Here is a 23263-nt window from a genome sequence, read left to right on the forward strand (position 1 = left end):
CCCCCCCCCCCCCCCCCCGGCCGCCGAGCGGCGTCCGCGTCTGGCCGACTGAGCAACCGGCCAGTCGAGAAAATCCCGCCGCCGTCGGGGGATCTGTTCTGGTTGCGGGACGAGGCCCGGGCGCGGCGCCCGTCGCCCGACCCGGCGACCGACGCCGCGGACCCGGCCCCATTCCCCCAGGAGGAGACGAGCAATGGGACGACTGACGGGCAAGGTCGCGCTGGTGACCGGCGCCGCACGGGGCCAGGGACGGGCGCACGCGCTGCGCCTCGCGGAGGAGGGGGCCGACGTGATCGCGACCGACCTCTGCGGCCAGGTCGACACGGTGCCCTACGCGATGGGCACGCAGGCGGACCTCGACGAGACCGCGGAGCAGGTGGAGGCGGTGGACCGCCGGATCGTCACCGCGGCGGCCGACGTCCGCGACCTCGCCGCGATGCAGGCCGCGGTGGAGCGCGGCGTCGACGAGCTGGGCCCGATCGACATCGTCGTCGCCAACGCGGGCATCTTCAGTCCCGCCATGGTGATCGACATGGAGGCCCGCCAGTGGCAGGACATGATCGACATCAACCTGACGGGCGTGTTCAACACCGTGCGCGCCACCGCGCCGGGGATGGTCGGCCGCGACGCCGGGGGCTCGATCGTCCTGATCAGCTCGACCGCCGGCATCAAGGGGTTCCCGATGCTCGCCCACTACACCGCGGCGAAGCACGGCGTCGTCGGGCTGATGAAGGCGCTGGCCGGGGAGCTGGGCCCCCACCGCATCCGGGTCAACTCGATCCACCCCTCGTCGGTGAACACCGACATGATCCACAACAGCGCGATGTACGGGATGTTCATGCCGGAGAACGAGCACCCCACGCCGGAGGACTTCGGCGAGCTGTTCCGGACGACGCACCTGCTGCCCGAGCCGTGGGTGCAGCCGCGGGACATCTCCGACGCGGTGCTGTTCCTGGCGTCCGACGAGGCGAAGTTCATCACCGGCCAGCAGCTCAAGGTCGACCTCGGGTACTGCGAGAAATGACGGGCACCACCTCCGGCGGGACGGACACGCGGAACGGCGCCCTGCCGGACCGGGCGGCACGACGGGCGGCGATCGCCGCGGGGGTCGTCGGCCGAGGTCGCGAGCTCGACCTCGTGCTCGCCGCCGTCTCCGCCGGGCGCGACGTCCTGCTGGAGGGCCCACCCGGCACGGGCAAGTCGACCCTGTTGCGGGCGATCACGAAGAACTGGGGCGTCCCGTTCGTGCTCGTCGAGGGCAACGCGGAGCTCACGGCCTCGCGGCTCGTCGGCCACCACGACCCGGCGCGCGTCCTGCGGGAGGGCTACACCGCCGAGAACTTCGTTCCGGGTCCCCTGGTCGCGGCGATGGAGCAGGGCGGGTTCCTCTACATCGAGGAGTTCAACCGCGCGCCCGAGGACACGATCAACGTCCTGCTGGCCGCGATGGCCGAGCGCGAGGTCGTCGTCCCGCGGTTCCGGACGGTCGCGGCCGCGCCGACGTTCCGCGTCGTGGCGTCGATGAACCCGTTCGACGCCGTCGGGACCGCCCGGATCTCCGAGTCCGTCTACGACCGTTGGTGCCGGCTCGTCGTCGGCTTCCAGGACGCCGCCGAGGAGGAGGCGATCGTCGCCGCCCGCACCGGGTGCACCGACGCAGGGCTCGTCCAGGACGCCGTGGCGATCACCCGGGCCAGCCGGTCGCACCGGGAGCTGCGCCGCGGGGCGTCGGTCCGCGGCGCGATCGACCTGACCGCCGTCGCCGTCGAGCTCGCCGCCATGGACGACGGCCGCGAGCTGCGCGACCGCGTGCTGGACGCCGCGATGCTCGCGCTGTCGGCCCGGATCTTCCTCGACGAGGCGAGCGAGCGGACACCCGAGGACGTCATCCGGGACCTCTGGGAGGCCCACTATTTTCCGCCGCCCGGCAGGGACCGGGCGCGTTCCTGAACGACGACGACGCGCTCGCCGAGGCCGGTGACGGTGGTCCGCGGCGCGAGCTCGATCCGCTGCGCCGGAAGCCGAAGACGCTGACCGCGCCGCCGACGCTCCACGGCGGCGGCACCCCGATCGTGGTCGACCTCGGGCCGCCGCCCGACGGCGACGACGGGCCGGCCGGCGGTCAGGGGCGGCTCGTCACCGCGCAGGACGGGACCGGGCGCGGGCTCGAGGAGCTCCTCGGCGACCGCGTGCCCGACCCCGAGGCCGCCCGCATGGTCCGCCGGATCTCCCGCGGCCTGGCGCTCCACGCGGGCTGGCGGGACGCCGACCTCGTGCCGGGCGGCGGGCGCGCCGCGCCGTCCCCGTACCGCTACCGGTCCGACGACATCGACCTCGACCGGACGCTCGAGCACCTGGTCGAGCGCCCGGTGCCCGAGGAGACCGACGTGATCGTCCGCGAGCCGCTGCGCCCGAGCGTCGACGTCGTCCTGATGGTCGACGTGTCGGGCTCGATGCGGGGCGAGAAGGTGCGTGTGGCGGCCGCGACCGTCGCCGCGCTCGCCGGCGCGCTGGGTGGCCCGGGCGGGCGCCACCGGCTCGCGGTCGTCGGGTTCTGGTCCGACGCCGCGGTGCTGGAGCCGCTCGGCGGCGGGGCCTCCCCCGTCGTGCTGCTCGACCGGCTGCTCCGGGTCCCGGCGCGCGGGCTGACGAACGTGCAGTTCGGGCTCGCGACCGGCGACGCGGTGCTCCGCGGGTCGGCGGCGCGCCGGAGGGTCGGGGTCCTCCTCACCGACGCCGTGCACAACGCCGGGCCGGACCCGCGGGAGGTCGCCCGGCGGTTCGGCGAGCTGCACGTCCTGCTCGAGGTCGACGGGGAGCACGACGAGCCGCTCGGCCGCGACATCGCGCGTCTGGGGCACGGGCGGACGGCCGTCGTCCGCTCGCACCGGGACGTCGGCCCGGCCCTGAGCCGCGTGCTCGGCCGGGCCTGAGCGGCCGGACGCTCAGCCGAGCTGCATCGAGCGGCCGATGATCTCCTTCATGATCTCGGTCGTCCCGCCGTAGATCCGGCTGATCCGCGCGTCCTGGTACGACCGGGCGATCGGGTACTCCGTCATGTACCCGTAGCCGCCGAACAGCTGGAGGCAGCGGTCGAGGACCCGGCCCTGCATCTCGGTGCACCACCACTTCGCCTTCGCGGCGTCCTCGGCCGACAGGGTGCCCTCGGAGAGCTCCTCGACGCAGCGGTCCACGAACGCCTGGGCGACGTCGACCTCGGTCCGGAGCTCGGCGAGCACGAAGCGCGTGTTCTGCAGCGCACCGATCGGCTTGCCGAACGCCGTGCGCTCGCGGACGTGCTCGACCGTCCAGGCGATCGCGGCGTCGGCGGCGGCGACGCCCTGGACGGCGATCGACATGCGCTCCTGCGCGAGGTTCGCCGACAGGTAGCGGAAGCCCTGGCCCTCCTCGCCGAGCAGGTTCTCGGCCGGGACGCGCGCGTCGGTGAAGAACAGCTCGGCGGTGTCCTGCGCCGGCAGGCCGATCTTGTCGAGCTTGCGCCCCCGCTCGAAGCCGGGCGTGTCGCCCTCGATGATCAGCAGGCTGAGCCCCCGGTGACGCTCGGCCGGGTCGGTCTTGACCGCCGCGATCACGAGGTTCGTGTTGATGCCGCTGGAGATGAACGTCTTGGCGCCGTCCACCCGGTAGTCGCCGTCGTCGGCCTTCAGCGCCTTCGTGGCGATGCCGGCGAGGTCCGACCCGGTGCCGGGCTCGGTCATGGCGATCGACGGCAGCAGGTCGCCGGAGACGACGCCCGGCAGCCAACGCTGCTTCTGCTCCTCCGTCGTGTACTCGAGGAGGTACGGCAGGCAGAGGTCGTTGTGGAGGCCGAGGCCCATCCCGAAGCCCATCAGCCCGAGGCGCTGGATCTCCTCGCCCTGGACCGCGTTGAAGCGGAAGTCGTCGATGCCGGCGCCGCCGTACTCCTCGGGCACCGCCATCCCCAGGAAGCCGGCGGCGCCGGCCGCCCGGAACGCGTCGTGGGGGACGAGGCGGGCGGTGTCCCACTCCTCGCGGTGCGGGGCGATCTCCCGCTCCAGGAAGCGCCGGAACGATTCCCGGAACTCCTCGTGCTCGTCGCCGTAGATCGTGCGCTTCATCGCCCCTCACCGTACTCGCGGGGGTCCGGCGGGAGGGGCGGATCCGGTGACGCGCGAGGGGCGGGGCCGAGGGTCGGCGTCCCACCGGGCGCTGAGCACCCCGGTGGTCGCCACGACGGCGGCCCTACGGGCGGCCGGGACCGCCCGGACCCCCGGGGCCGCCCGGGCCGCCGGGACCGAAGCCGCCGGGACCGCCGAAGCCGCGACCGCCCGGTCCACCGGGACCGGTCGGCCGGGCGTCCTGCAGCGCCTTGGTCACCTTCGCCTCGTCGATGCCGAGCTCCTTGGCCAGCGCCGCCGTGAGCTCCTTCGCGCGGTCGGCGGGATCGGGCCGGGAGCCCTCCAGCGCCTTCCGGACGTCCGCCTCGGACTTGCCGGTCTTCTTCGCCAGCGCCGCGACGAGGTCGTCGCCCCGGCCGGGGCCACGCCGGGCGTCGCGCTGCGCGTCGAGGACGGACTGCACGTCGGCCGCGTCGACCCCGAGGGCCTTCGCGATCGTCGCCGCCAGCTCCTTGGCGTGGTCGCCCTTCGCCGGCCGGACCTTCTCGAACGCCGCCTGCAGCTTCGCCTCGGTCACGCCCAGCGCCTTGGCCAGCGCGGCGCCGTCGACGCCGCGTCCCGGGCCGCCGGGTCCACCGTGGCCGCGACCGCCGAAGCCACGGCCCGGGCCGCCCTCGTGCGTGTCGGTGACCTTGAAGTCCTTGTCGAGCGTGACGCCGACCTCGGTGCCGTCGGCCTTGCGCACCCGGGCCTCGAACGTGCCGTCGGGCCGGCTCTGCACCCCGACGAGCGAGCCGCCCGGGACCTTCGCCAGCGCGGCCTCGGAGACCTTGCCGAACGTGTCGGTGCTCAGCGGCGTGGGCGACCCCGAGCCGGCGGTCGCGGCGTAGGCGCCGCCGGCGACCGCGAGGACGGCGACCGTCGCCATCGCGGCGGTCTTCTTCTTGAAGGAGCGGATCATGGTCGGCCAGCTTCCCGCGCGCGCCTGAGAATCGATGAAGAGTGTCCTGGGAATCGACTGGGAATCGCGACGGCGCGGACGGCTCACCTACGATCGTCCCGTGACCGGCGACGGACCACGGGGCCTGATCGCCACCGACGTGTGGCTCGCCCGCGGCGGTCGCGACGTCCTCCGTGGCGCGACGCTCGCCGTCCCGCCCGGCGCGGTGACGGCGCTGATCGCCCCGTCGGGCGCCGGCAAGAGCACGCTCCTGCGGTGCCTGAACCGCCTGCTCGAGCCCGACCGCGGGACGATCACCCTCGACGGCGTGGACGTCCGGGAGCTGCCGCCACGGGAGCTGCGCCACCGCGTCGGACTCGTCGGGCAGGCACCCGTGATGCTCGACGGCAGCGTGCGCGACAACCTCGCCTACGGCCTGCGGTCGCCGCTGACGGACGACGCCGCGGCCGCGGCGCTGACGGCGGCGGGTCTCGACGACACGTTCGCGGCGCGCTCCGCCCAGGAGCTCTCGGGCGGGGAGCGCGCACGGGTCGCGCTGGCCCGCGCCGTCGTGCGCCGGCCGGCCGCCCTCGTGCTCGACGAGCCGACCGCGGCGCTGGACGCCGACGTCGCCCGCCAGGTCGGGGCGACCCTCCGGTCGCTCGCCGCCGAGGGCCTCGCCGTCTGCCTGGCGATCCACGACGTGCCGTTCGCGCGTGCGGTCGCCGACCGCGTGGTGGGCCTCGACGGCCTGCCGGTGCCCTCGTGAGCCAGGCCGTCGTCCAGGTCCTCGCGGCCGTCGCCTTCGCGGGGTTCGCCGCGCTGCTCGCCCGGCGGCTCCGGCTCGGCCTCGAGCGGGAGATCGTGTGGGCCGCCGCCCGCGCGCTGCTGCAGCTCGCGGTCGTCGGGGCGCTGATCGCCGCGATCTTCCGGGTCCCCGCGCTCGCGGTCCTGTTCGTCGCGGCGATGGTGCTCGCCGCGGCCCTCACCTCCGGGGGCCGGCTGCGGGCCGTCGCGGGCTCGCGGCGTCACGCGGCCGTCGCGATCGGCGTGCCCGCGCTGTCGGCGACGGGGCTCCTGCTGCTCGTGGGCGCGTTCGACACCACCCCGCGGGCGATCATCCCGACGGTCGGGATCCTGATCGGCGGCGCGATGGCCGCCACGACGCTGACCGGGCGCCGGCTCCTCGAGGGGCTGCGGGAGCAGTTCGACGCGGTCGAGACGCGGCTGTCGCTCGGGGACGACGTCCGCACGGCGGTGCGTCCCGTCGTGCGCGGCGCGATGGTCACGGGCCTCGTCCCGGCGATCGACCAGACCCGCAGCGTCGGGCTCGTGACGCTGCCGGGGACGTTCGTCGGCCTCGTCCTCGGCGGGGCGAGTCCCGCGACCGCGGCGCGCACCCAGCTCGTGGTGCTCCTGGCGCTGCTCGCCGTCGAGCTGCTCGCGGCGCTCCTGATCTCCACGGCGATCGTCGCGCGCCTGACCGCCCCGGGCGAGCGGGTCGTGCTGCCCGACCCCGCTCCGGACGAGACCGGCGATCGCCGGCCGTGGCCGTTCCCGTGGCGGCGCCGCGGCGGCCCGTCCGGCTAGAGCTCGCCCTCCAGCGCCGCCAGCGCGCGCTCGGCGAGCTCCGGGACCTGCTCCAGCGGCGGTGCCTCCTCGGGCCGCATCCGCAGGTCGCGCTCGCGGACGCCCTCCATGATGCAGGCCGTCTTCCAGTACGCGAGCGCGACGTGGAAGCCGATGTCCGAGACGTCGAAGCCCGTGCGCGCCGCGTAGCGGTCGAGGACCTGGCGGCGGTCCGGCACCCCCGGCGCGCTCGTGGGTCCCGACCCGACCGGGTGCGCCTGCGCGTCGTCGGCGGTGACCCACCACGCGAGCGTGTAGCCGAGGTCCGCCAGCGGGTCGCCGAGCGTGCAGAGCTCCCAGTCGAGGACCGCCCGCAGGTCGCCGGCGGGCCCGACGACGACGTTCCCCAGGCGGTAGTCGCCGTGGACGATCGACGCGCGCTGCTGCGCGGGGATCCTCGCGGCGAGGCGGTCGTGCACCTCGTCGACGAGCGGGACCTCGCGCAGGCGCGACGCCCGCCACTGGCGGTCCCAGCGGCGGAGCTGCCGCTCGACGTAGCCCTCGCGGCGGCCGAGGTCGCCCAGCCCGCTCTCGTCGATGTCGAGCGCGTGCAGACGCACCAGCCCGTCGACGATGCTCTCCGCGACGTGCCCGCGGTCCGCCTCGGCGAACGTGCCGCGCATCGTCGCCTCGTCGTGGAGGACGACCCCGTCGACGAGGTCCATGACGTAGAACGGCGCGCCGGTGACGTCCGGCGACTCGCAGACCCCGAGGACCTCCGGCACCGGGACGCCGCTGCCCGCGAGCGCGCCGACGATGCGGGCCTCCCGGACGACGTCGTGGGCGGTCTGGAGCACGGCGCCGGCGGGTGGGCGGCGCAGGACCGCGTCGCGCCCGTGTGCGTCGCGGACGCGGTAGGTCAGGTTCGACCGGCCGCCCGCGATCAGGTGGTACTGCAGCGGGCCGGCGTCGGCACGGACGTTCGCCCCCCACCACGACTCGATCGCCGCCACGTCGATCCCCGGCAGGGGGTCGGGGGCCACCGCGGTGCCGGTGGGGTGCGTCAGGTCCATGCGGCGATGATTCCGCGCCCGCCCGCACCAGGACGGTCGGAGATCCGCCCGGCTTGTGCGATCGGCCAAGTCGGGTGCCGCGGAGGACGCCGTCCACGTCCCCGGCCGGACCACGCTCCTCACGGTTCCCTCATGCGCGGTGAGAGGGGGGTGAGAGGCACCACACGGCCGGGCCGCCAGGCCGCATGGTGGATGCAGAGCAGTCCACCCGTCTCCCACAAGGACCACCGCCATGCCCCGCACCCTCACGAAGTCCGCCGCGTTCTCCGTCGCCGCCCTGGCCCTCCTGCCGGCCGGCGCGATGGCCGCCGCGCCGACGATCAACGCGGCGCCCGAGACGACGACCAGCGGCGACGCCGTCGTGATCTACGGCAACGCGAAGCCGGGTGCGAAGGTCGTCCTGTTCCACCGCGTCAACCCGGCGAAGCGCTTCTCGGTGATCCAGCGCACCACCGCCAACGCGGCGGGGCAGTATCAGTTCACCCGCAAGGCCGGCGTCGTCACGTCGAACCGCAACTGGTACGTCAACGCGGGCGGCGAGCGCTCCCGGGTCGTCAACCACAAGGTCTCGGCGAGCATCAGCGTCACCGGGCCTTCGACGCTGCACCTGCTGACGAAGGAGCGCTACGTCTTCAAGGGCGTCGTCGCCCCGAACCACGCCGGCGACACCGCGCTGCTGCAGCGCCAGGTCGGCACGGGCACCTCCGAGCGGTGGAAGACCATCGACAGCGACCGCATCGGTCGCGGCGGCGGCTACCGGATCACCCACGCCTTCGGTACCCCGGGCGACGCGAACCTCCGCGTCCACTTCGCCGGCGACCGCCGCAACATCGCCAGCAGCTCGGAGACCCTGAGCTACGACGTCAGCGGCCGCCAGACGAAGGCGCTCTCGATCGCGACGACGAACAACCCGCTGAAGGTCGGAGAGTCGACGACGATCAGCGGCAAGCTGCAGGGCGTCAAGGCCCCCACGACCGTCACGCTCTTCGGCCGGGTCGCCGGCCGCGCGTTCCAGCCGGTCGCCACGGTCCAGACCGACGCGAGCGGCGCCTACGCGTTCGCCGGCCAGGCCCCGATCGCGAACACCTTCTACCAGGTGCGCGGCCTCGGGAAGTCCAGCGCGATCCTCTTCGAGGGCGTCCGCAGCGTCGTCACCGCGTCCGTCGACCAGACCTCGGTGACCGCCGGAGCGACCCTGACGTTCAGCGGCTCGGTGTCGCCGGACAAGACCGGCCGCAGCATCGTGCTGGAGCGTCAGAGCCCGAACGGCAAGTCCTGGAACGCCGTCGCCGTCGGCAAGATCGGCGCGGGCTCGACGTTCTCGCTGCAGAAGCGCGTCCCGGACTCCGGCACCAAGGTCTTCCGGGTGTCGATCCCGGGCGGCGCGGTGAACCAGGCCGGCGCGTCGCAGCCGTTCACGATCAACGTCGCCCCGAACGCGAAGCCGATCTCCTGAACGTCCGCCGCACCGGGGACGGACCGCGCGTCCGTCCCCGCCCCTGAACGACCACGACCCCGCCTGAGCGGGGTCGTCGTCGTTCCCGGGGCGCTACCGCGCCCGTCCGGTCCGCTCAGCGCGAGACGCGGATCGTCGTGCAGTTCGACGAGTACCGGTTGCGCGCCGCGTACTTGCGGGTGACGCGGACGACGTCCCGGCGCGAGCCGCACTTCACGACCGACGGGGCGGTCGCCTTGCGCAGGTCGATGACGGACCGCGCCTTTGCGCCGGGCTGCGGCTTGCCGTTGACGACGAGCGCGCGGCCGGTGCCCCCGATGATCCGGTTCGTGTTGAACCCGCCGGAGAGCCGATCGCGGCCCGCGCCACCGTCGACGGTGTCGCGACCGTCGTTGCCGTACAGGCGGTCGTTGCCGGCCGCGCCCGAGAGCCGGTCGGCGCCGTCGTTGCCGCGCAGCAGGTCGTTGCCGGCCTGCCCGTAGAGCCGGTCGTTGCCGCGGTCGGCGTAGATCCGGTCGTTGCCGGTCGAGCCGTACAGGCGGTCGTTGCCGGAGTCGCCGTACAGGCGGTCGTTGCCGCTGCCACCGTCGACGCAATCACCCGCGTTGCGGCCGTGGACCTTGTCGGCGCCGCCGAGGCTGATCAGCCGGTCGCGGAACTTCGTGCCGTAGATCGTGTTGGCCTTCGAGTCACCGAGGACCACGTAGTTCAGGCCCGGGCTCGACAGGCAGAGCGACTTCGGGATCTGGCCGGCGGCCGCCAGGCGGCGGGCCTCCGGGAGCGGCACGACGCGGCCACCGGTCGGAACCTGGTCGGTGCCGAGCGCACCGATGATGATCGTGCCATAGCGGTCGGTCCCGGGGATCTGGCAGACCGCGGGCGACGTCCCGACCGCGACCGAGCCGACCGGGCAGACCGTCGCGGGGCCACCTTCGCCGCCGCCGTCGTCAGCAGGCGGGTTGCACGCGTTGCCGCGCTGGGCGACCTTCGTCTCGCCGATCGTCAGGTCGAGCACGCCGCCGGGCGACCCGGCGCCGGAGAGGACCTGGACCCGCAGCGGGGTGACGACGACGCCGTCGGCCGTCTTCGTCACCTGGTTCAGCGCCGTGATCTTCACGACCGCCGAGAGGCCGGAGCTGTCGAGCAGCTGCTGCAGCCCGGAGAGCAGGCCGTCCAGCGGGATCGGCATGCCGAGGAGCTTCACGTCGGTGACCTGCGAGGTGCCGGTGAACTCGGCCTTGCCGTTCACGCACTTCGCCGTGGCGGACGCCTGGACCGCGCCGACCTGCAGCAGCTTGCTGGGCGTCGAGCCGAGCCGCACGTCGAGGTCGGTGATCTGCGTCGTGGCCGTCGCGGTCTGCGCCTTCGACGAGCCGGTCTCGGGGACGAGCGTCGTCTTGACCTTCGCGGCGGTCAGGCCTGCGAGGCCCTGCAGCCCGACGGAGTTCGTCGTGTCGCCGGCGCCCTGCTCGTCGTTGCTGCACGCGGCCTTGTCGAACGTCCGGCCGGGCACGGAGCCCTTGACGCCGTTGGCCACGAGCGGCTCGACGTACGGCTGCTCGGAGATCGAGGCCGCCAGCGCGCTGGCGCGGCACTGGAAGCTCGGAGCCTCGGCGGCCTGGGCGCCGGAGCTCATCGCGAGGGTCGCCGCCGCGGTCGCGAGACCGAGCGCCAATGGACCGCGGATGCGGGTGCTGCTCATCGATACCACCTCGGGGGTTGCGCGGATCCCCCGTGAACGGCGGTCCGGCGAAGGGTTCTGGCCCGAGCAGCATACGCCGAAAAGCGGAAACCCCCGACCGAGCACGCATCCGTTCACCGGACTCGTACGTACGACCTAGGTTCGGGCTCCGACGGCGGGCCTCTGCGGTCCCCCGAACGTCCGGTCGGCGCCGTCGCCGCACGCCCGCGACCGCGGTCCCTGGGCGCCGCCGCGTCGGCCCGGCCGCTACCGTGCCCGCGGTGCCCTCCGCCCCCGCGCCCCGCACGCGTCCGGCCGTCGTGGTCGCGGTGGTCGCGCTCGTGCTCGTCGTCGCGGGCGCGGCGTTCGCCCTGACCCGCGACGACGGTCCCGACGCCGGGAGCCGCCTGACCGCGGTGTGCGCCGCACTTGGAGGCCGCGTGACGGGCTCCGGCCGCGCGGGCGGGACCTGCGACGTGCCCCGCGACCGGCGGACGGTCGACACCGTGGCGCTCCGCCCCGACGGCACGGCGGATCCCGCGGACCGCGCCCGACGCCGGGCCGCCTGCCGGACCGCCGCGACCGCCGCCGTCGACCGCGCCGTGGCCCTCGCGCGGCGCCGGACCGTCACGTCCTACGCGTCCGTCGCCTGGGTCGCGCCCGGCCTCTGCCGGGCCCGTACCGTCCGGGCGTCGGGCGCCGTGGCCGTCCGGCTCCGACAGGCCCGGCTGCTGGCGCTGGCCCGCGAGGCGACCGCCGACGGTCGCGCCGAGGACGCGGTGGCCGACGCCGAGCGCGCCGACGCGCAGGGCAGCACGGCGGAGACGCGGGCGGCGGTCGGTGCGGCACGCGCCGCGCTCCGGCGCACGACCCCGCGGGCGCCCGACGCCACCCAGGTCGTCTCCCCGAACGAGTACCTGGGTCTCTCCTGCGCGGCGATCGGCCACGCGTTCCGGGTCGCCCCGGGCTCCGATCCGGCGCACGACCCGGACGGCGACGGCCGCGCCTGCGAGGGCTGAGCGGCCGCGACCGCCCGCCCGGGGGCCGACCCGCCCGCGGCCTCAGGGCACGAGCACGATCTTGCCCCGGCGGCCGCGCGTCGCCGCCCGGCGGTGCGCCTCGGCGGCCTCGGCCAGCGGGAGCGTCCCGGCGACGCGGGTGCGCAGGGCACCGGAGGCCAGGGCACCCACGAGCTCGGCGAGGACCGGCCGGTCGACGCCGACGAGGACCATCCGCTGGCTGAAGGGCGCGTCGTCGGGCGGCGCGGGCGACCCACCGGTCTCGACGATCGTGCCGCCCGCCGCGACGGCCGCCCGCACCGGATCGCCGAGCGGCACCGCGTCGAGGACGTGGCGGAACGGCCCGGCGTCGCCGAGCGCCTCCTCCGGTCCCAGGACGACCTCGGCGCCCAGGTCACGGACCCACGCCTCGTCCCCGGCGCTCGCCGTCGCGGTGACGCGCACACCCGCGGCGTGCGCGAGCTGGACGGCGAAGCCACCGACCGCGCCGGACGCGCCGGTCACGAGCAGGTCCCCGCCCGTGGGCACGCCCAGCATCGCGAGCGCCTGGTGCGCCGTCAGCGCGTTCAGCGGCACCGTCGCCGCGGCGACCGGGTCGAGGCCGTCGGGACGGCGGACGAGCCACGACGCCTCGACGAGGACGAGGTCGGCGTAGGCGCCGTACCGCCCACCGGCCGCGTGCCACGGGAGCATCGCGACGATCGGGTCGCCGGGGGCGATCCCCTCGACGTCCGGACCGACCGCGACGACCTCGCCGGCGAGATCCCAGCCCGGGACGTACGGCGGGTCCCGGATGTCGAATCCCGGCGGGTGCCAGCCGGTGCGGGCCGCCAGGTCGATCGGGTTGACCGCCGCGGCCTGCATGCGGACGACCGCCTGCCCGGCCGCCGGCTCGGGGTCGGGGCGGTCGACGAGGTGCAGGACCTCGGGACCGCCGGGCTCGGACACGACGACGGTGCTCATCGGAGGCTCCTCGGGGCGGGGTGCGACGGACGGGGGCCGGGGGACGCGACGCGCGGTGCCGCGGACGACCGGGTGCGGGACGACGGGGACGGTCCGGTGCCCGACCGCCCGGCTCCCCGCGCGAGGACCGGCGGGCGCCCCGGCGAAGGACGCACCATGGAGCCCGTCCGAACGCCCGCCGCATGACCGCTGCCGACGGGAGCGGGCCGGTCGCGCGGCGCATCCGCCTGGACCCGGACCCGACGGCCGCGGCGCACTACTCGCCGGGCTTCCGGATCGGCGACCTCGTGATCGTCTCCGGGCAGGCCGCGCTCGACGAGCACGGGAACACGGTCGGCGCCGGGGACTTCGACGCGCAGGCGGCGCAGGTCTTCGCGAACCTGCGGCGGGTGCTGGAGGCCGCGGGGTCGGGCCTCGAGCAGGTCGTGAAGGTGACGATCTACCTCACCGACATGGCGCGCTTCCCGGAGATCGTCGCGCTCCGGGCCCGGCACTTCACGGAGCCGTGGCCCGCGGACACGATCGTCGAGGTCCGCGCCCTCGCCCGCCCCGAGCTGCTGCTCGAGATCGAGGCGATCGCGCTGGCCGGCGGGACGCTCGTCGGCTGACGGGCCGGGATCTGCGGCAGGTCCCCGGTCCGCACGCCGGGGCCGGACGGCGCATCCCGCGGCGCCGGCGCTCACGCCGCCGCGACCGTCCGCAGCCGCGGCAGGACCCCTTCGCCGATCGCGCGCAGCGTCGGCCACGGGTCGGGCATCGTCAGCGGTGCGATCACCTCGGTGATCCCGTGGTCGCCCAGCGCGGCGATCCGCGTGGCGACGTCCTCCGCGGTCCCGGCGATCGCGAAGTGCTCGACGATCACGTCCGGGATCAGCTGCGCGTACTCGGGGCTGTGCAGCCACTCGACGTAGCTCTGGCGCGCGCGGGCCTCCGACGACACGCGCTCGAGCTCGGCGATCGTCGCCCCCAGCTCCTCGGGCAGGTCCTCCGCGGGGATCGCCCGGACGGCGGCGCGGGCGATCGCGGCCGCGAACCCGCGGACCTCGTCCCGGGCCTTCGCGGCGTCCTCGTCGACCGCGACGGGCAGCATGGCCTGCACGTGGAAGCCGTCGAGGCCGAAGCCCCGCTCGGCCCGGCCGGCGGCGACGCAGCCGAGCGCGTAGCGCAGCACCCCGGGATGGATCCCGAGCTTCAGGTAGACCCCGTCGGCGGAGCGGCCGGCGGCCGTCAGCGACCTCGGTCCGCTCGACGCGAAGACCACCGGCACGGGCGGCGACGGCCAGTCGAGCCGCAGTTCGGCGTCCTCGTACGTCACGGTCTCCCCGGCGTGCAGCGCGCGGATCACGCGCGCCGTCTCCTCCATCCGCCGGATCGTCGCGCGCTTGCGGCCGATCGACTCGACGGCGGTCTCGCCGGTGCCGATCCCGAGCCGGACCTCGCGGCCGGCGGCGTGCTCGGCGATCGAGCCGATCGCACCGGCGATCACCGTCGGGTGCCGGGTGACGGGGTTCGTCACGCCGGTGCCCAGGCGGATCGTCGACGTGCGGTCGGCGACGAGCGTCAGCGCGGCGTAGACGTCGCGGAACAGGCTCTGCGAGTCGGCGACCCAGACGCCCGGGAAGCCGAGGCGCTCGGCCTCGACGGCGAGGTCGGCGACCTCGCCGATCGGGCGGTCGGGGTGCAGGCCGATCGAGAAGTCCGGGGCGCTCATCCGACCGGTACCTGCGCGAGCACGCCACCGTCGACGAGCAGCGACGCGCCCGTGACGAACGAGGCATCGTCGGACGCGAGGAAGGCGATCGCGGCGGCGATCTCGTCCGGCCGCCCCATGCGCCCCAGCGGGGCGGCGGCCCCGGCCGACGCGGCGGCGGCCGCGGGGTCGTCCTGCCCGTCGAAGTAGCCGCGCAGGTTCGGCGTGTCGATGTACCCGGGGCAGACCGCGTTGACGCGGATCCCGTCGGCGGCGCCGTCGAGCGCCATCGCCTTGGTCAGCGCGAGGACCGCGCCCTTGGACGCCACGTACGCGGCGTCCTGCGGGAACGCGGCGTGCGACGCGGTCGAGGCGACCGTCACCACCGAGCCGCCGCCGTGCTCCACCATCGCCGGCCACGTCGCGCGCGTCAGCAGGTGGATGCTGCGCAGGTTGACGTCCATCTGCCGGTCCCAGTCCTCGTCGCTCAGGTCGTGGAGCGCGCCGAGGACCGTCTGCCCGGCGGCGTGGACGACGACGTCCGGCGTGCCGTGCGCGGCCAGCGCCTCCGGGATCCGCGCGGCGACGTCCCCGCTGGAGGCGACGTCCAGCGGCAGCACCGCGGCGTGGCCCCCGAGCCGCACCGCGGTCTCCTCCAGCGCGAGCCCGCGACGCCCGACGAGGACGACGAACGCCCCCTCGTCGGCCAGCCGCTCGGCGACCGCGGCCCCGATCCCCGACCCCGCGCCCGTGACGAGCGCGACCTTCCCTGCGAACCGACCACTCATGCGTGCTCCTCCTCGACGACGTTCCGTGGACCCGCGGCTCACATCGGCAGGGCGGGCTCGCCCGCCGTCCAGCCGCCGTCGACCGGCAGCACCACGCCGGTGATCGCCGACGCGTCGCCCGAGGCGAGGAACGCGATCGACGCGGCGATCTCCTCCGGCTCGAAGATCCGGCCCAGCGGCACGCGGCGCGACACGGCGGCCTCGAGCTCCGGGGTCATCTGGCCCGTCGCCATCGGCGTGCGGGTGAAGCCCGGGCAGACCGCGTTGACCCGCACGCCTTCGGCAGCCCAGTCGATCGCGAGCGAGCGGGTGAGCGCGGCGACCGCGCCCTTGATCGCCGAGTACGCCGACTGGTGCGGCAGGCAGACGAGCGCCGCCTGCGACGCGACGTTGACGATCGCGCCGGAGCGCTCGGCGAGCATGTCGTGCAGCTCGCGCGTCGTGTGGACGACGCCCATCAGGTTCACGTCGAAGTTCCGCTGGTAGTCGCCGGGGTCGACGTCCTGGGCGGGGAGGTTCGGGGTGATGACGCCGGCGCAGTTGACCAGCACGTCCACACCGCCCCAGCGGTTGCCCGCGGCCGCGGCGGCCTCGCCCACGGCCTCCGCGGACGACACGTCGACCTGGCGCCGGACGACGCCCTCGTCCTCGGACGGCGCTCCGGCGTCGCGGTCCCACGCCTCGACGGAGGCGCCCTCGGCGCGGAAGCGCTCGACGCACGCGCGGCCGATGCCCGACCCCGCGCCGGTCACGACCACGATCTTGTCCTCGAACTTCATCGGTCCGTCTCCTCGACGTCGCGGAGCAGGCCCAGGGTGCTCTGGAGGGCCGACTCCATGTGGATGGTCATCGCCGCCGCTGCGGCGTGGGGGTCGCGGGCCGCGATGGCCTCGACGACCCGCTCGTGCTCGTCCAGGGCCTGCGGCGCGCGGACGGCCTGGAAGCCGGACCGGGCGCGCACGAGCTTCAGCTCCTGGTTGACGAGCTGGAGGTAGCGCTGCAGCGCGGCGTTGCGGCTGCAGAGCACGATCTGCTCGTGGAGGTCCAGGCGCTCCGGGTAGTGCGGGACCACCTCGGCCTCGACGACGCCGCGCGAGTCCACGAGCAGCGCCCGCAGCGTCGCGACCTCGTCGGTCCCGGCCCGCTCGGCGGCGAGCGCGGCGGCCCGGCACTCCAGCGCGACGCGGACCTCGAAGAGGGCCCGCACCTCGCCGGCGTCGAGCGACCGGACGAACGCGCCGCGGTGCGACTCGAGCCGCACGAGGCCGTCGCGCGCCAGGCGCTGCATCGCCTCGCGCACCGGCCCGCGGCTGACCGCGAGCTCGGCCGCGATCTCGACCTCGTTCAGGCGCGACCCCGGGACGCGCTCGCCGCTGATGATCTGCGTGCGGAGCGCGGCCTCGACCTTGTCGCTCAGCGTGTGGCCGACGCGGTCGATCGCGTCCGGGCCCGTGGGCGTGCGGGAGCTCATGCGCCCGCGGGCGACCGGACGGGCCTGCGGGCCCGCCGGCGCTTCGTGGTGTCGGACATGGCCGGGTCGGTCAGTCGCCGACCTTGATGCAGACGGTCTTCGTCTCGGTGTAGTCGTCGAGCACGACGCCGCCCATCTCCCGGCCCCAGCCGGACTCCTTGAAGCCGCCGTACGGCATCGCGGCGTCGAAGACGCCGTAGCAGTTGACCCACACCGTGCCCGCCTGCAGGGCCTCGGCTATGCGGTGCGCGGTGCCGACGTTCTCGGTCCAGACGCCGGCGGTCAGGCCGTAGGGCGTGGCGTTCGCGCGGCGGATGACCTCGTCCGTGTCGTCGAACGGCAGGACGTTCACGACCGGCCCGAAGATCTCCTCCTGCACGACCTTCGACTCGTCGCCCATGTCGGTCAGGACCGTCGGCTTGACGAACCACCCGCCCTCGCTCGAGTACGTGCCGCCCGCGGCGACCGTGCCCTGCTCGCGGCCCAGGTCGAGGTAGCCCGCGACCTTCTCGTGGTGCGCCTTGCTGACCAGCGGGCCGATGAACGACTCGGGGTCGAAGCCGTCGCCGACCTTGATCGCCTCTGCGGCCTTCGAGATGCCCTCGACGACCCGGTCGTAGACGCTGCGGTGCGCGAACAGGCGCGACGCGGCGGCGCACGCCTCGCCCTGGTTGTAGAAGACGCCGTCCGAGGAGCCGGCGATCGCGGCCTCGACGTCGGCGTCGGCCATGATGATGTTCGGCGCCTTGCCGCCGAGCTCCAGCGTGACCTTCTTCAGGTTGCCGACGGCACCGCGCACGATCGCGCGGCCCGTGGCGGTCGAGCCAGTGAACGACACCTTGGCGACGTCGGGGTGCTCGGTGAGCGCGGCGCCGGCGTCCGCGCCGAGGCCCGGGACGACGTTCAGGACGCCGGGCGGGATGCCGGCCTCGAGCGCGAGCTCGCCGAGCCGCAGGGCGGTCAGCGGCGTGACCTCGGACGGCTTCAGGACGATCGTGTTGCCGGCGGCGAGCGCCGGCGCGCACTTCCAGGCGGCGATCGTCAGCGGGAAGTTCCACGGCACGATCAGACCGACGACGCCGAGCGCCTCGCGCCGGGTGTACGTGTGGAAGCGGCCCGGGAACGAGATCGGGATCGTCGAGCCCTCGATCTTCGTCGCCCACCCCGACATGTAGTGGAAGAGGCCGGCCGCGGCCACGACGTCGCCGCCCTTGGCCTGCAGGAACGGCTTGCCGTTGTCGAGCGTCTCGAGGCCGCCGAGCTCGGCGTCGTGCTCGAGCAGCAGGTCGCCGAGCCGCCAGATCGCCTTCGCGCGCTCCGCCGGCTTCATGTCGTGCCACGGCCCCCACTCGAAGGCGCGCTTCGCGGCCTTGACGGCGCGGTCGATGTCCTCCTTGCGCCCCTCGGCGACCTGCGCCAGGACGGCGCCGGTCGACGGGTTGTAGATGTCGAACGTCGCGCCCTCGGCGGCGTCGACGCGCTCGCCGTCGATGAGGAGGCGGGTGTCGCCGATCGCCGGGGCGTCGGGGTGGGAGGAGACGACGGGGGTGCTCATGGTGCTCCTAGGCGGCGGCGTGGTCGTGGACGAGGACGCCACGGATGTTCTTGCCGGACTTCATGTCGACGAAGCCCTGGTTGATGTCGTCGAGCGCGTAGCGCGTGGTGACGAGCTCGTCGAGCTTCAGCTTCCCGGCCTTGTACTGCGCCAGGAGGCTCGGGATGTCGGCGATCGGGTTGCAGTCGCCGAACATCACGCCCTTGAGGCTGCGGGACATCGTCTGCAGCTCCTGCGGGTGGATCGGGATGATCTCGGTGTCCGGTCCGAGCGCGACGAGCACGCAGGAGCCGGACTTCGCGACGGTGCGGAACGCCTCGGCGATGATGTCGCCCATCGCGCGGTCGACGGTGATGATCGTCGCGTCGGTGCCCTGCCACTCCGTGCGCTCGTGGATGTACGGGAGCGCCTCGGCGACCGTGGCGAACGTCGCGGTGGCGCCGAACTGGCCGGCGCGCTCGCGCTTGGACTCGACGGGGTCGACGACGACGACGTGCGCCGCGCCGGCCGCGGCCGCGCCCTGCACGGCGTTGACGCCGACGCCGCCCATGCCGACGATCAGGACGACGTCGCCCGGCTTCACCTCGGCGACGTTGACCGCCGCGCCGAAGCCGGTCGCCACGCCGCAGGAGACGAGGCAGGCGACGTCGAGCGGGATGTCGTCGTCGATCTTGATCGCCTGCTGCTCGGAGCAGACGATGTGGTCGGCGAACGTGCCCAGGCGGCACAGGGCGCCGAGGCCCTCGCCGCCGTACGAGAAGCGGTAGGTCCCGTCCATCGACTTGCCCTGCTCCATCAGGTAGCCGTTCTTGCACAGGTTGGAGCGCCCGGTGGTGCACCACTTGCAGACGCCGCAGACGGGGATGAACGACGTGCAGACGTGGTCGCCGACGGCGACGCGGGTGACCTGCGCGCCGACCTTCCTGACGATGCCGGCGCCCTCGTGCCCGCCGACGAACGGCAGCTCGACCTGGAGGTCGCCGTCGGTCAGGTGGGCGTCGGAGTGGCAGAGGCCCGAGGCGTGGACCTCGATCAGCACCTCGTGGTCGTTCGGCTCGCCGAGCTCGAGGTCGACGACCTCCCAGTCCTGTCCGACGGCCTTGATGATGGCGCCACGAGTCTTCATGCGTTGCCCTTCGTGTTCGTGTTCGCGTCCGCCACGGCGGCGGCGAGCGCGGCCTGGCGGGCGTCGTTCTGCAGGCGGCGGTCGTTCCGCTGGCGCAGGATCTTGGAGAGGATCACGGCGATGATGAGCGCCGCGCCGTAGAACAGCTGCTGGACGTAGTTCTGCGCGCCGAGCAGCTGCAGGCCGGTCGTGCCGGTGACGATGAAGTAGAGCGCGATGAACGTGCCCCACGGGTTGAAGCGCCCGATCTTCAGCGTCGTCGACCCGAGGAAGCACGCGGCGAACGCGGGCAGCAGGAACGACTGGCTGGAGTTCGGGTCCGCCGAGCCGGTGGTGCCGGCCAGGATGACGCCCGCCAGCGCCGCGATCGTGCCGGAGGCGACGAGCGCCAGGAAGCGCGTGCGGCCGACGGCGATGCCGTTCAGCCGCGCCATGTCCTTGCTCTGCCCGACGAACAGCAGGCGCTGGCCGAAGGGCGTGAAGTCGAAGACGTACCAGATGACCGCGCAGAGGACGACGGCGTACCAGAAGTCCACCGGGATGCTGGCGACCGTGCTCTGGAGCACCGCGTCGGACAGTCCCGGATCGATGCCGGAGATCGTCGCCGAGTCGGACATCCAGAACAGCACGCCCTGGAGGAGCGTCGACATGCCGAGCGTCACGATGAACGGATCGATCTCGAACCGGACGACGATCGCGCCGTTGATCGCCCCGATCACCGCGCCGGCAAGGATCGCCACGATGCACGCGGGGACGATCCCCCACCCGTGGTTGACGTTCAGGAGCGCGACGAGCATCGCGGAGATGCCGAGCGTCGAGGCCACCGACAGGTCGTAGTCGCCGACCCGCAGCGGGATCAGCAGGCCGAGCGCGAGGACCAGCAGCACGGTCTGCGACCCGAGCATGCTCGAGATGTTCCCGGTGGTCAGGAAGCGGTCCGTCGTCAGTGCGAAGACGACGATGACGATCGCCCACACGCCGATCAGCGCGAACCGCTCGGGCTCGCGGCGGGTCTTGAGCTTCACGGGCTCCGGCGCCGCGGGACCCGCCTGGGGCCCCGCCGGCGCGGGCCGCGTCGTGGTCGTGGTCATGCTGCGGCTCCTGCGTAGATCGAGGTGGTGAGGGCGTCCTTCGTGATCTGGTCGCCCGAGAGCTCGTCGCGGACGCGGCCCTCGTCGAAGATCAGGACGCGGTCGGCGAGCTGCACGAGCTGCTCGTAGTCCGAGGTCGCGCAGAGCACGGAGGCCCCGGCGGCGACGGCCTCGCGGACGAGGCGGAAGATCTCCCGGCGGGCGCCGACGTCGACGCCCTGGGTGGGCTCGGCGAGCAGCATCACGGCGGGCTTCGTGTCGAGCCACTTGCCGAGCAGCGCCTTCTGCTGGTTGCCGCCCGAGAGGCTCGAGAAGAGCGCGGCCGGGTCGGCCGGCTTGACGTGGAGGCGGACGCAGGTGTCCTGCGACTGCTGCCGGAGCGCCTTCCAGTGCAGGCGGCCGCCGCGGAACTCGGTGGCGAAGAACGGCAGCGCCATGTTCTCCAGCACGGTCAGGCGCGGCGCGGCGCCGAGCGCCTTGCGGTCGGCGGGCAGGAGCACGACGTCGTGCCGGAGCATCGTCGCGGGCGACGGCCGGTCGACGGTGTCGCCCGCCACGCGGATCGTGCCCGCGGTCGCGGACTTCACGCCGTAGAGGAGGTCGGTGAGCTCCTCGATGCCGGAGCCGGCCAGCCCGGTCACGCCGACGACCTCGCCGGGGTGCAGGTCGAGGTCGACCTCGCGGACGCGCTCGCCGGACAGCCCGCGCGTCGAGAGCGCGACCTCGGGGCTGCGCCGCGTGTCGTCGGTCGGGCGCGTGACGCCGCCGATCTGCACGCCGAGGATGAGCTCGACGAGCTCATCGCGGCCGAGGCCCTGCACGTCGCGCGTGCCGACGTTCTTCCCGTCGCGCAGCACGGTGACGCGGTCGCAGATCTCGAGGACCTCGTCGAGGTCGTGCGAGACGAGCATCACGGCGTCGCCGGCCTGGCGCAGGCGGTCGATCAGCCGGAAGAGGATCTGGACGTCCGCGCTGGGCAGGAAGACCGTCGGCTCGTCGAGGATGAGGAGCTGCGGGCGCCGCTCGCCGTCGCCGGCGAGCTGCTCCTGCGACGCGACGGCGCGGACGATCGCGACCATCGCGCGCTGCACCGGGGTGAGCTGGTCGATGCGGGTGTCGGGGTCGACGGCGACCTCGAACCGGGCGAGCAGCGCCGCGGTGCGCTCGCGCTCCGCGGACCACGGGATCCGGCGCATCGACCCGCGCGCCGCGATGTGGTCCAGGGCGAAGTGCTCGAGGACGGTCGCCGGGTCCGACAGCCCGAGGTCCTGGTGCACGAAGGAGAGGCCGCGGTCCCGCAGGCCGTCCGCGCCGAAGGGCATCGGCACGTCCTGCCCGAGGATCGCGACGGTGCCCTCGTCGGCGTCGTGGACGCCGGCGAGGGTCTTGATGAGCGTGGACTTGCCACACCCGTTGGCGCCGAGGAGCCCGTGGACCTCGCCGGCGGCCACCGCGAGGTCGACGCCGCCGAGCGCGGGGACGCCGCTGAACCGCTTGACGAGTCCCGTGACGCGGAGGACGTCCGTGCCGCGGACGCGCTGGGCGTCCGCGGTCGGTGCGTGGCGGGTGGTGCTCACTTCAGGCCCCAGAGCGCGTCGTAGCCCTGATCGGCGGAATCGCCGAAGCCCTTGCCCGAGACGGGCGGCGTGCCGGCCTCGGCGACGTTCTCCGGCGTGAAGACGCGCAGCGGCGCGGCCGGCTTGTCGAGCGGCTGCTTGCCGAGCATCAGGCGGAAGGCCTGGTCCATCGTCAGCTGACCGATCCAGGTCGGGCTCTCGCCGACGTTGGCCTTCAGGTTGCTGCCGCCCTTCTGCATGAGGGCGTTGATCGACGGCGTGCCGTTGAACGAGTAGACGTTCACCGTGCGGCCGCGCGCGGCCTGGCGGATCGCCGGGTCCGTGTACTGCGCCATCGAGTCGTAGATGGGCAGGATCGTGTTGATGTCGCCGTCGCGGTTGAGCTCCGACTGGACCTGCGGCTGGATCTTCGTGGCCCAGTCCGCGACCGGGATGTTCGTCACCGTGAGCTTGCACTTGTCGCCGCAGTGCTTGGCGAGCTCGTCCTTCATCGCGGCGACCATGCCCTTGGACGGGCGCGTCTCGTCGGAGGAGATCGCCAGCGCGTTGACCGGCTTGCCGTTCTGGTCGGCGATGGCCTTGTCGACCATCAGCCGGGCGGCGTCGTAGAACTCGCCTGCCGCGACGGCGTCGACGCCGGCCGGGGTCGGGGACGTCGGGTCCTCCTCGTGCGCGGCGATGACCTTCACGCCGGCGGCCTTGGCGGCGCGCAGCTGCGGCGCGAGCGTGTCGGGCAGCGGGCCGTTCAGGATGATGACCGACGCCTTCGCGTTGATCGCATCGGAGAAGCCCTGCTGGAAGTCGGAGACCTTGCCCTGGGCCGGGAACGTCACGTACTTGACGCCGGCCTTCTTCGCGGCGGCGGACATCGCGGCCTCGCCGTCCTTGTAGAACGGGATCGACGTCGTGATCGGGATCGAGTAGACGGTCTTGCCCTTGAGGCTGGAGACGTCGAGCTGCTCGCCCTCGGGCTTGAAGGTCGGTACCGCGCTGTACTTCGCGAGCTGGTCCTTGGCGTACTGGACGTTCTCCGCCGTGACGTCGCTGCCCGCCGATCCGCCGGAGGACGAGCCGGAGCCGGAGTCCGAGCTCGAGCCGCAGCCCGTGAGCGCGGCCATGCCGACGACGGCCAGACAGCCGAAGGTGCTGATTGTGCGCATCTGT

Annotated in this window: 22 protein-coding genes; 8 read left to right on the forward strand and 14 right to left on the reverse strand. The window is 74.1% G+C overall.

What is annotated here, in order from left to right:
- Nucleotides 1-193 precede the first annotated feature (193 nt).
- From PATMI_RS0103170 to PATMI_RS27015, 3 genes are all read left to right on the forward strand, one after another.
- Complete coding sequence (locus PATMI_RS0103170; protein WP_026909819.1) at nt 194-1024, forward strand: mycofactocin-coupled SDR family oxidoreductase; 831 nt, start codon at nt 194-196, stop codon at nt 1022-1024.
- A complete protein-coding gene (locus tag PATMI_RS27010; RefSeq protein ID WP_051470987.1) occupies nt 1021-1950 on the forward strand; it encodes an AAA family ATPase in 930 nt (309 codons plus the stop codon). The genes PATMI_RS0103170 and PATMI_RS27010 overlap by 4 nt, the downstream gene beginning before the upstream one ends.
- A gap of 122 nt (nt 1951-2072) precedes the next feature.
- The gene (locus tag PATMI_RS27015; protein ID WP_211241687.1) at nt 2073-2933 is read left to right on the forward strand and encodes a vWA domain-containing protein; all 861 of its coding nucleotides are present in this window, start codon (nt 2073-2075) and stop codon (nt 2931-2933) included.
- Between the two features lie 12 nt (nt 2934-2945).
- On the opposite strand, the gene PATMI_RS0103185 is transcribed toward PATMI_RS27015, so the two are convergent.
- Nucleotides 2946-4100, reverse strand: a complete 1155-nt coding sequence (locus PATMI_RS0103185) for an acyl-CoA dehydrogenase family protein (RefSeq protein WP_026909820.1) — start codon at nt 4098-4100, stop codon at nt 2946-2948.
- Between the two features lie 124 nt (nt 4101-4224).
- Nucleotides 4225-5061 (reverse strand): Clp protease N-terminal domain-containing protein, encoded by an 837-nt coding sequence (locus PATMI_RS0103190; RefSeq protein WP_026909821.1) that lies wholly within the window; start codon nt 5059-5061, stop codon nt 4225-4227.
- Nucleotides 5062-5161: 100 nt separating this feature from the next.
- On the opposite strand from PATMI_RS0103190, the gene PATMI_RS0103195 reads away from it, so the two are divergent.
- Entirely contained in the window at nt 5162-5809 is a 648-nt protein-coding gene (locus PATMI_RS0103195) for an ABC transporter ATP-binding protein (RefSeq protein WP_051470988.1), read from the forward strand.
- The gene (locus PATMI_RS37175; protein ID WP_051470989.1) at nt 5806-6630 is read left to right on the forward strand and encodes an ABC transporter permease; all 825 of its coding nucleotides are present in this window, start codon (nt 5806-5808) and stop codon (nt 6628-6630) included. Before PATMI_RS0103195 ends, PATMI_RS37175 begins: the two co-directional genes overlap by 4 nt.
- On the opposite strand, the gene PATMI_RS0103205 is transcribed toward PATMI_RS37175, so the two are convergent.
- Nucleotides 6627-7682 carry a phosphotransferase family protein gene (locus tag PATMI_RS0103205; RefSeq protein WP_051470990.1) on the reverse strand — a complete coding sequence of 352 codons (1056 nt, stop codon included), beginning with the start codon at nt 7680-7682 and terminating at the stop codon, nt 6627-6629. The genes PATMI_RS37175 and PATMI_RS0103205 overlap by 4 nt on opposite strands.
- A gap of 232 nt (nt 7683-7914) precedes the next feature.
- On the opposite strand from PATMI_RS0103205, the gene PATMI_RS0103210 reads away from it, so the two are divergent.
- A complete protein-coding gene (locus PATMI_RS0103210) occupies nt 7915-9138 on the forward strand; it encodes a hypothetical protein (protein WP_026909824.1) in 1224 nt (407 codons plus the stop codon).
- A gap of 115 nt (nt 9139-9253) precedes the next feature.
- Here PATMI_RS0103210 and PATMI_RS33785 read toward each other — a convergent pair whose 3' ends face one another.
- Nucleotides 9254-10840 (reverse strand): calcium-binding protein, encoded by a 1587-nt coding sequence (locus tag PATMI_RS33785; protein ID WP_084269585.1) that lies wholly within the window; start codon nt 10838-10840, stop codon nt 9254-9256.
- Between the two features lie 260 nt (nt 10841-11100).
- Between PATMI_RS33785 and PATMI_RS0103220 the strand changes: the two genes are divergently transcribed.
- A complete protein-coding gene (locus PATMI_RS0103220) occupies nt 11101-11838 on the forward strand; it encodes a hypothetical protein (RefSeq protein WP_026909825.1) in 738 nt (245 codons plus the stop codon).
- A 42-nt stretch (nt 11839-11880) separates the two neighbouring features.
- Here the strand turns inward: PATMI_RS0103220 and PATMI_RS0103225 are convergent, their stop codons facing one another.
- Nucleotides 11881-12801 (reverse strand): NADP-dependent oxidoreductase, encoded by a 921-nt coding sequence (locus PATMI_RS0103225; protein WP_026909826.1) that lies wholly within the window; start codon nt 12799-12801, stop codon nt 11881-11883.
- A 182-nt stretch (nt 12802-12983) separates the two neighbouring features.
- Between PATMI_RS0103225 and PATMI_RS0103230 the strand changes: the two genes are divergently transcribed.
- Entirely contained in the window at nt 12984-13409 is a 426-nt protein-coding gene (locus PATMI_RS0103230) for a RidA family protein (protein ID WP_051470992.1), read from the forward strand.
- Between the two features lie 71 nt (nt 13410-13480).
- On the opposite strand, the gene PATMI_RS0103235 is transcribed toward PATMI_RS0103230, so the two are convergent.
- The 9 genes from PATMI_RS0103235 to PATMI_RS0103275 form a co-directional block, all read right to left on the reverse strand.
- Nucleotides 13481-14512: an LLM class flavin-dependent oxidoreductase gene (locus PATMI_RS0103235; RefSeq protein ID WP_026909828.1), complete on the reverse strand. Its 1032-nt coding sequence runs from the start codon at nt 14510-14512 to the stop codon at nt 13481-13483.
- On the reverse strand, nt 14509-15279 hold the full coding sequence (locus tag PATMI_RS0103240; RefSeq protein ID WP_026909829.1) for an SDR family NAD(P)-dependent oxidoreductase: 771 nt from the start codon (nt 15277-15279) through the stop codon (nt 14509-14511). Before PATMI_RS0103240 ends, PATMI_RS0103235 begins: the two co-directional genes overlap by 4 nt.
- Before the next feature lie 38 nt (nt 15280-15317).
- The gene (locus PATMI_RS0103245) at nt 15318-16058 is read right to left on the reverse strand and encodes an SDR family NAD(P)-dependent oxidoreductase (RefSeq protein ID WP_026909830.1); all 741 of its coding nucleotides are present in this window, start codon (nt 16056-16058) and stop codon (nt 15318-15320) included.
- Nucleotides 16055-16750: a GntR family transcriptional regulator gene (locus PATMI_RS0103250; RefSeq protein WP_051470993.1), complete on the reverse strand. Its 696-nt coding sequence runs from the start codon at nt 16748-16750 to the stop codon at nt 16055-16057. The genes PATMI_RS0103245 and PATMI_RS0103250 overlap by 4 nt, the downstream gene beginning before the upstream one ends.
- Nucleotides 16751-16820: 70 nt before the next feature.
- Complete coding sequence (locus PATMI_RS0103255) at nt 16821-18305, reverse strand: aldehyde dehydrogenase family protein (protein ID WP_036725168.1); 1485 nt, start codon at nt 18303-18305, stop codon at nt 16821-16823.
- A gap of 7 nt (nt 18306-18312) precedes the next feature.
- Nucleotides 18313-19431, reverse strand: coding sequence for an NDMA-dependent alcohol dehydrogenase (locus PATMI_RS0103260; RefSeq protein ID WP_026909833.1), 1119 nt, complete (start codon nt 19429-19431; stop codon nt 18313-18315).
- Nucleotides 19428-20522, reverse strand: a complete 1095-nt coding sequence (locus tag PATMI_RS27030; protein WP_084269588.1) for an ABC transporter permease — start codon at nt 20520-20522, stop codon at nt 19428-19430. Before PATMI_RS27030 ends, PATMI_RS0103260 begins: the two co-directional genes overlap by 4 nt.
- Nucleotides 20519-22099, reverse strand: a complete 1581-nt coding sequence (locus tag PATMI_RS0103270) for a sugar ABC transporter ATP-binding protein (RefSeq protein ID WP_026909834.1) — start codon at nt 22097-22099, stop codon at nt 20519-20521. Before PATMI_RS0103270 ends, PATMI_RS27030 begins: the two co-directional genes overlap by 4 nt.
- On the reverse strand, nt 22096-23259 hold the full coding sequence (locus PATMI_RS0103275; RefSeq protein WP_084269591.1) for a sugar ABC transporter substrate-binding protein: 1164 nt from the start codon (nt 23257-23259) through the stop codon (nt 22096-22098). Before PATMI_RS0103275 ends, PATMI_RS0103270 begins: the two co-directional genes overlap by 4 nt.
- Nucleotides 23260-23263: the final 4 nt, after the last annotated feature.

The sequence above is a fragment of the Patulibacter minatonensis DSM 18081 genome, assembly GCF_000519325.1.
GTDB classification, from domain to species: domain Bacteria; phylum Actinomycetota; class Thermoleophilia; order Solirubrobacterales; family Solirubrobacteraceae; genus Patulibacter; species Patulibacter minatonensis.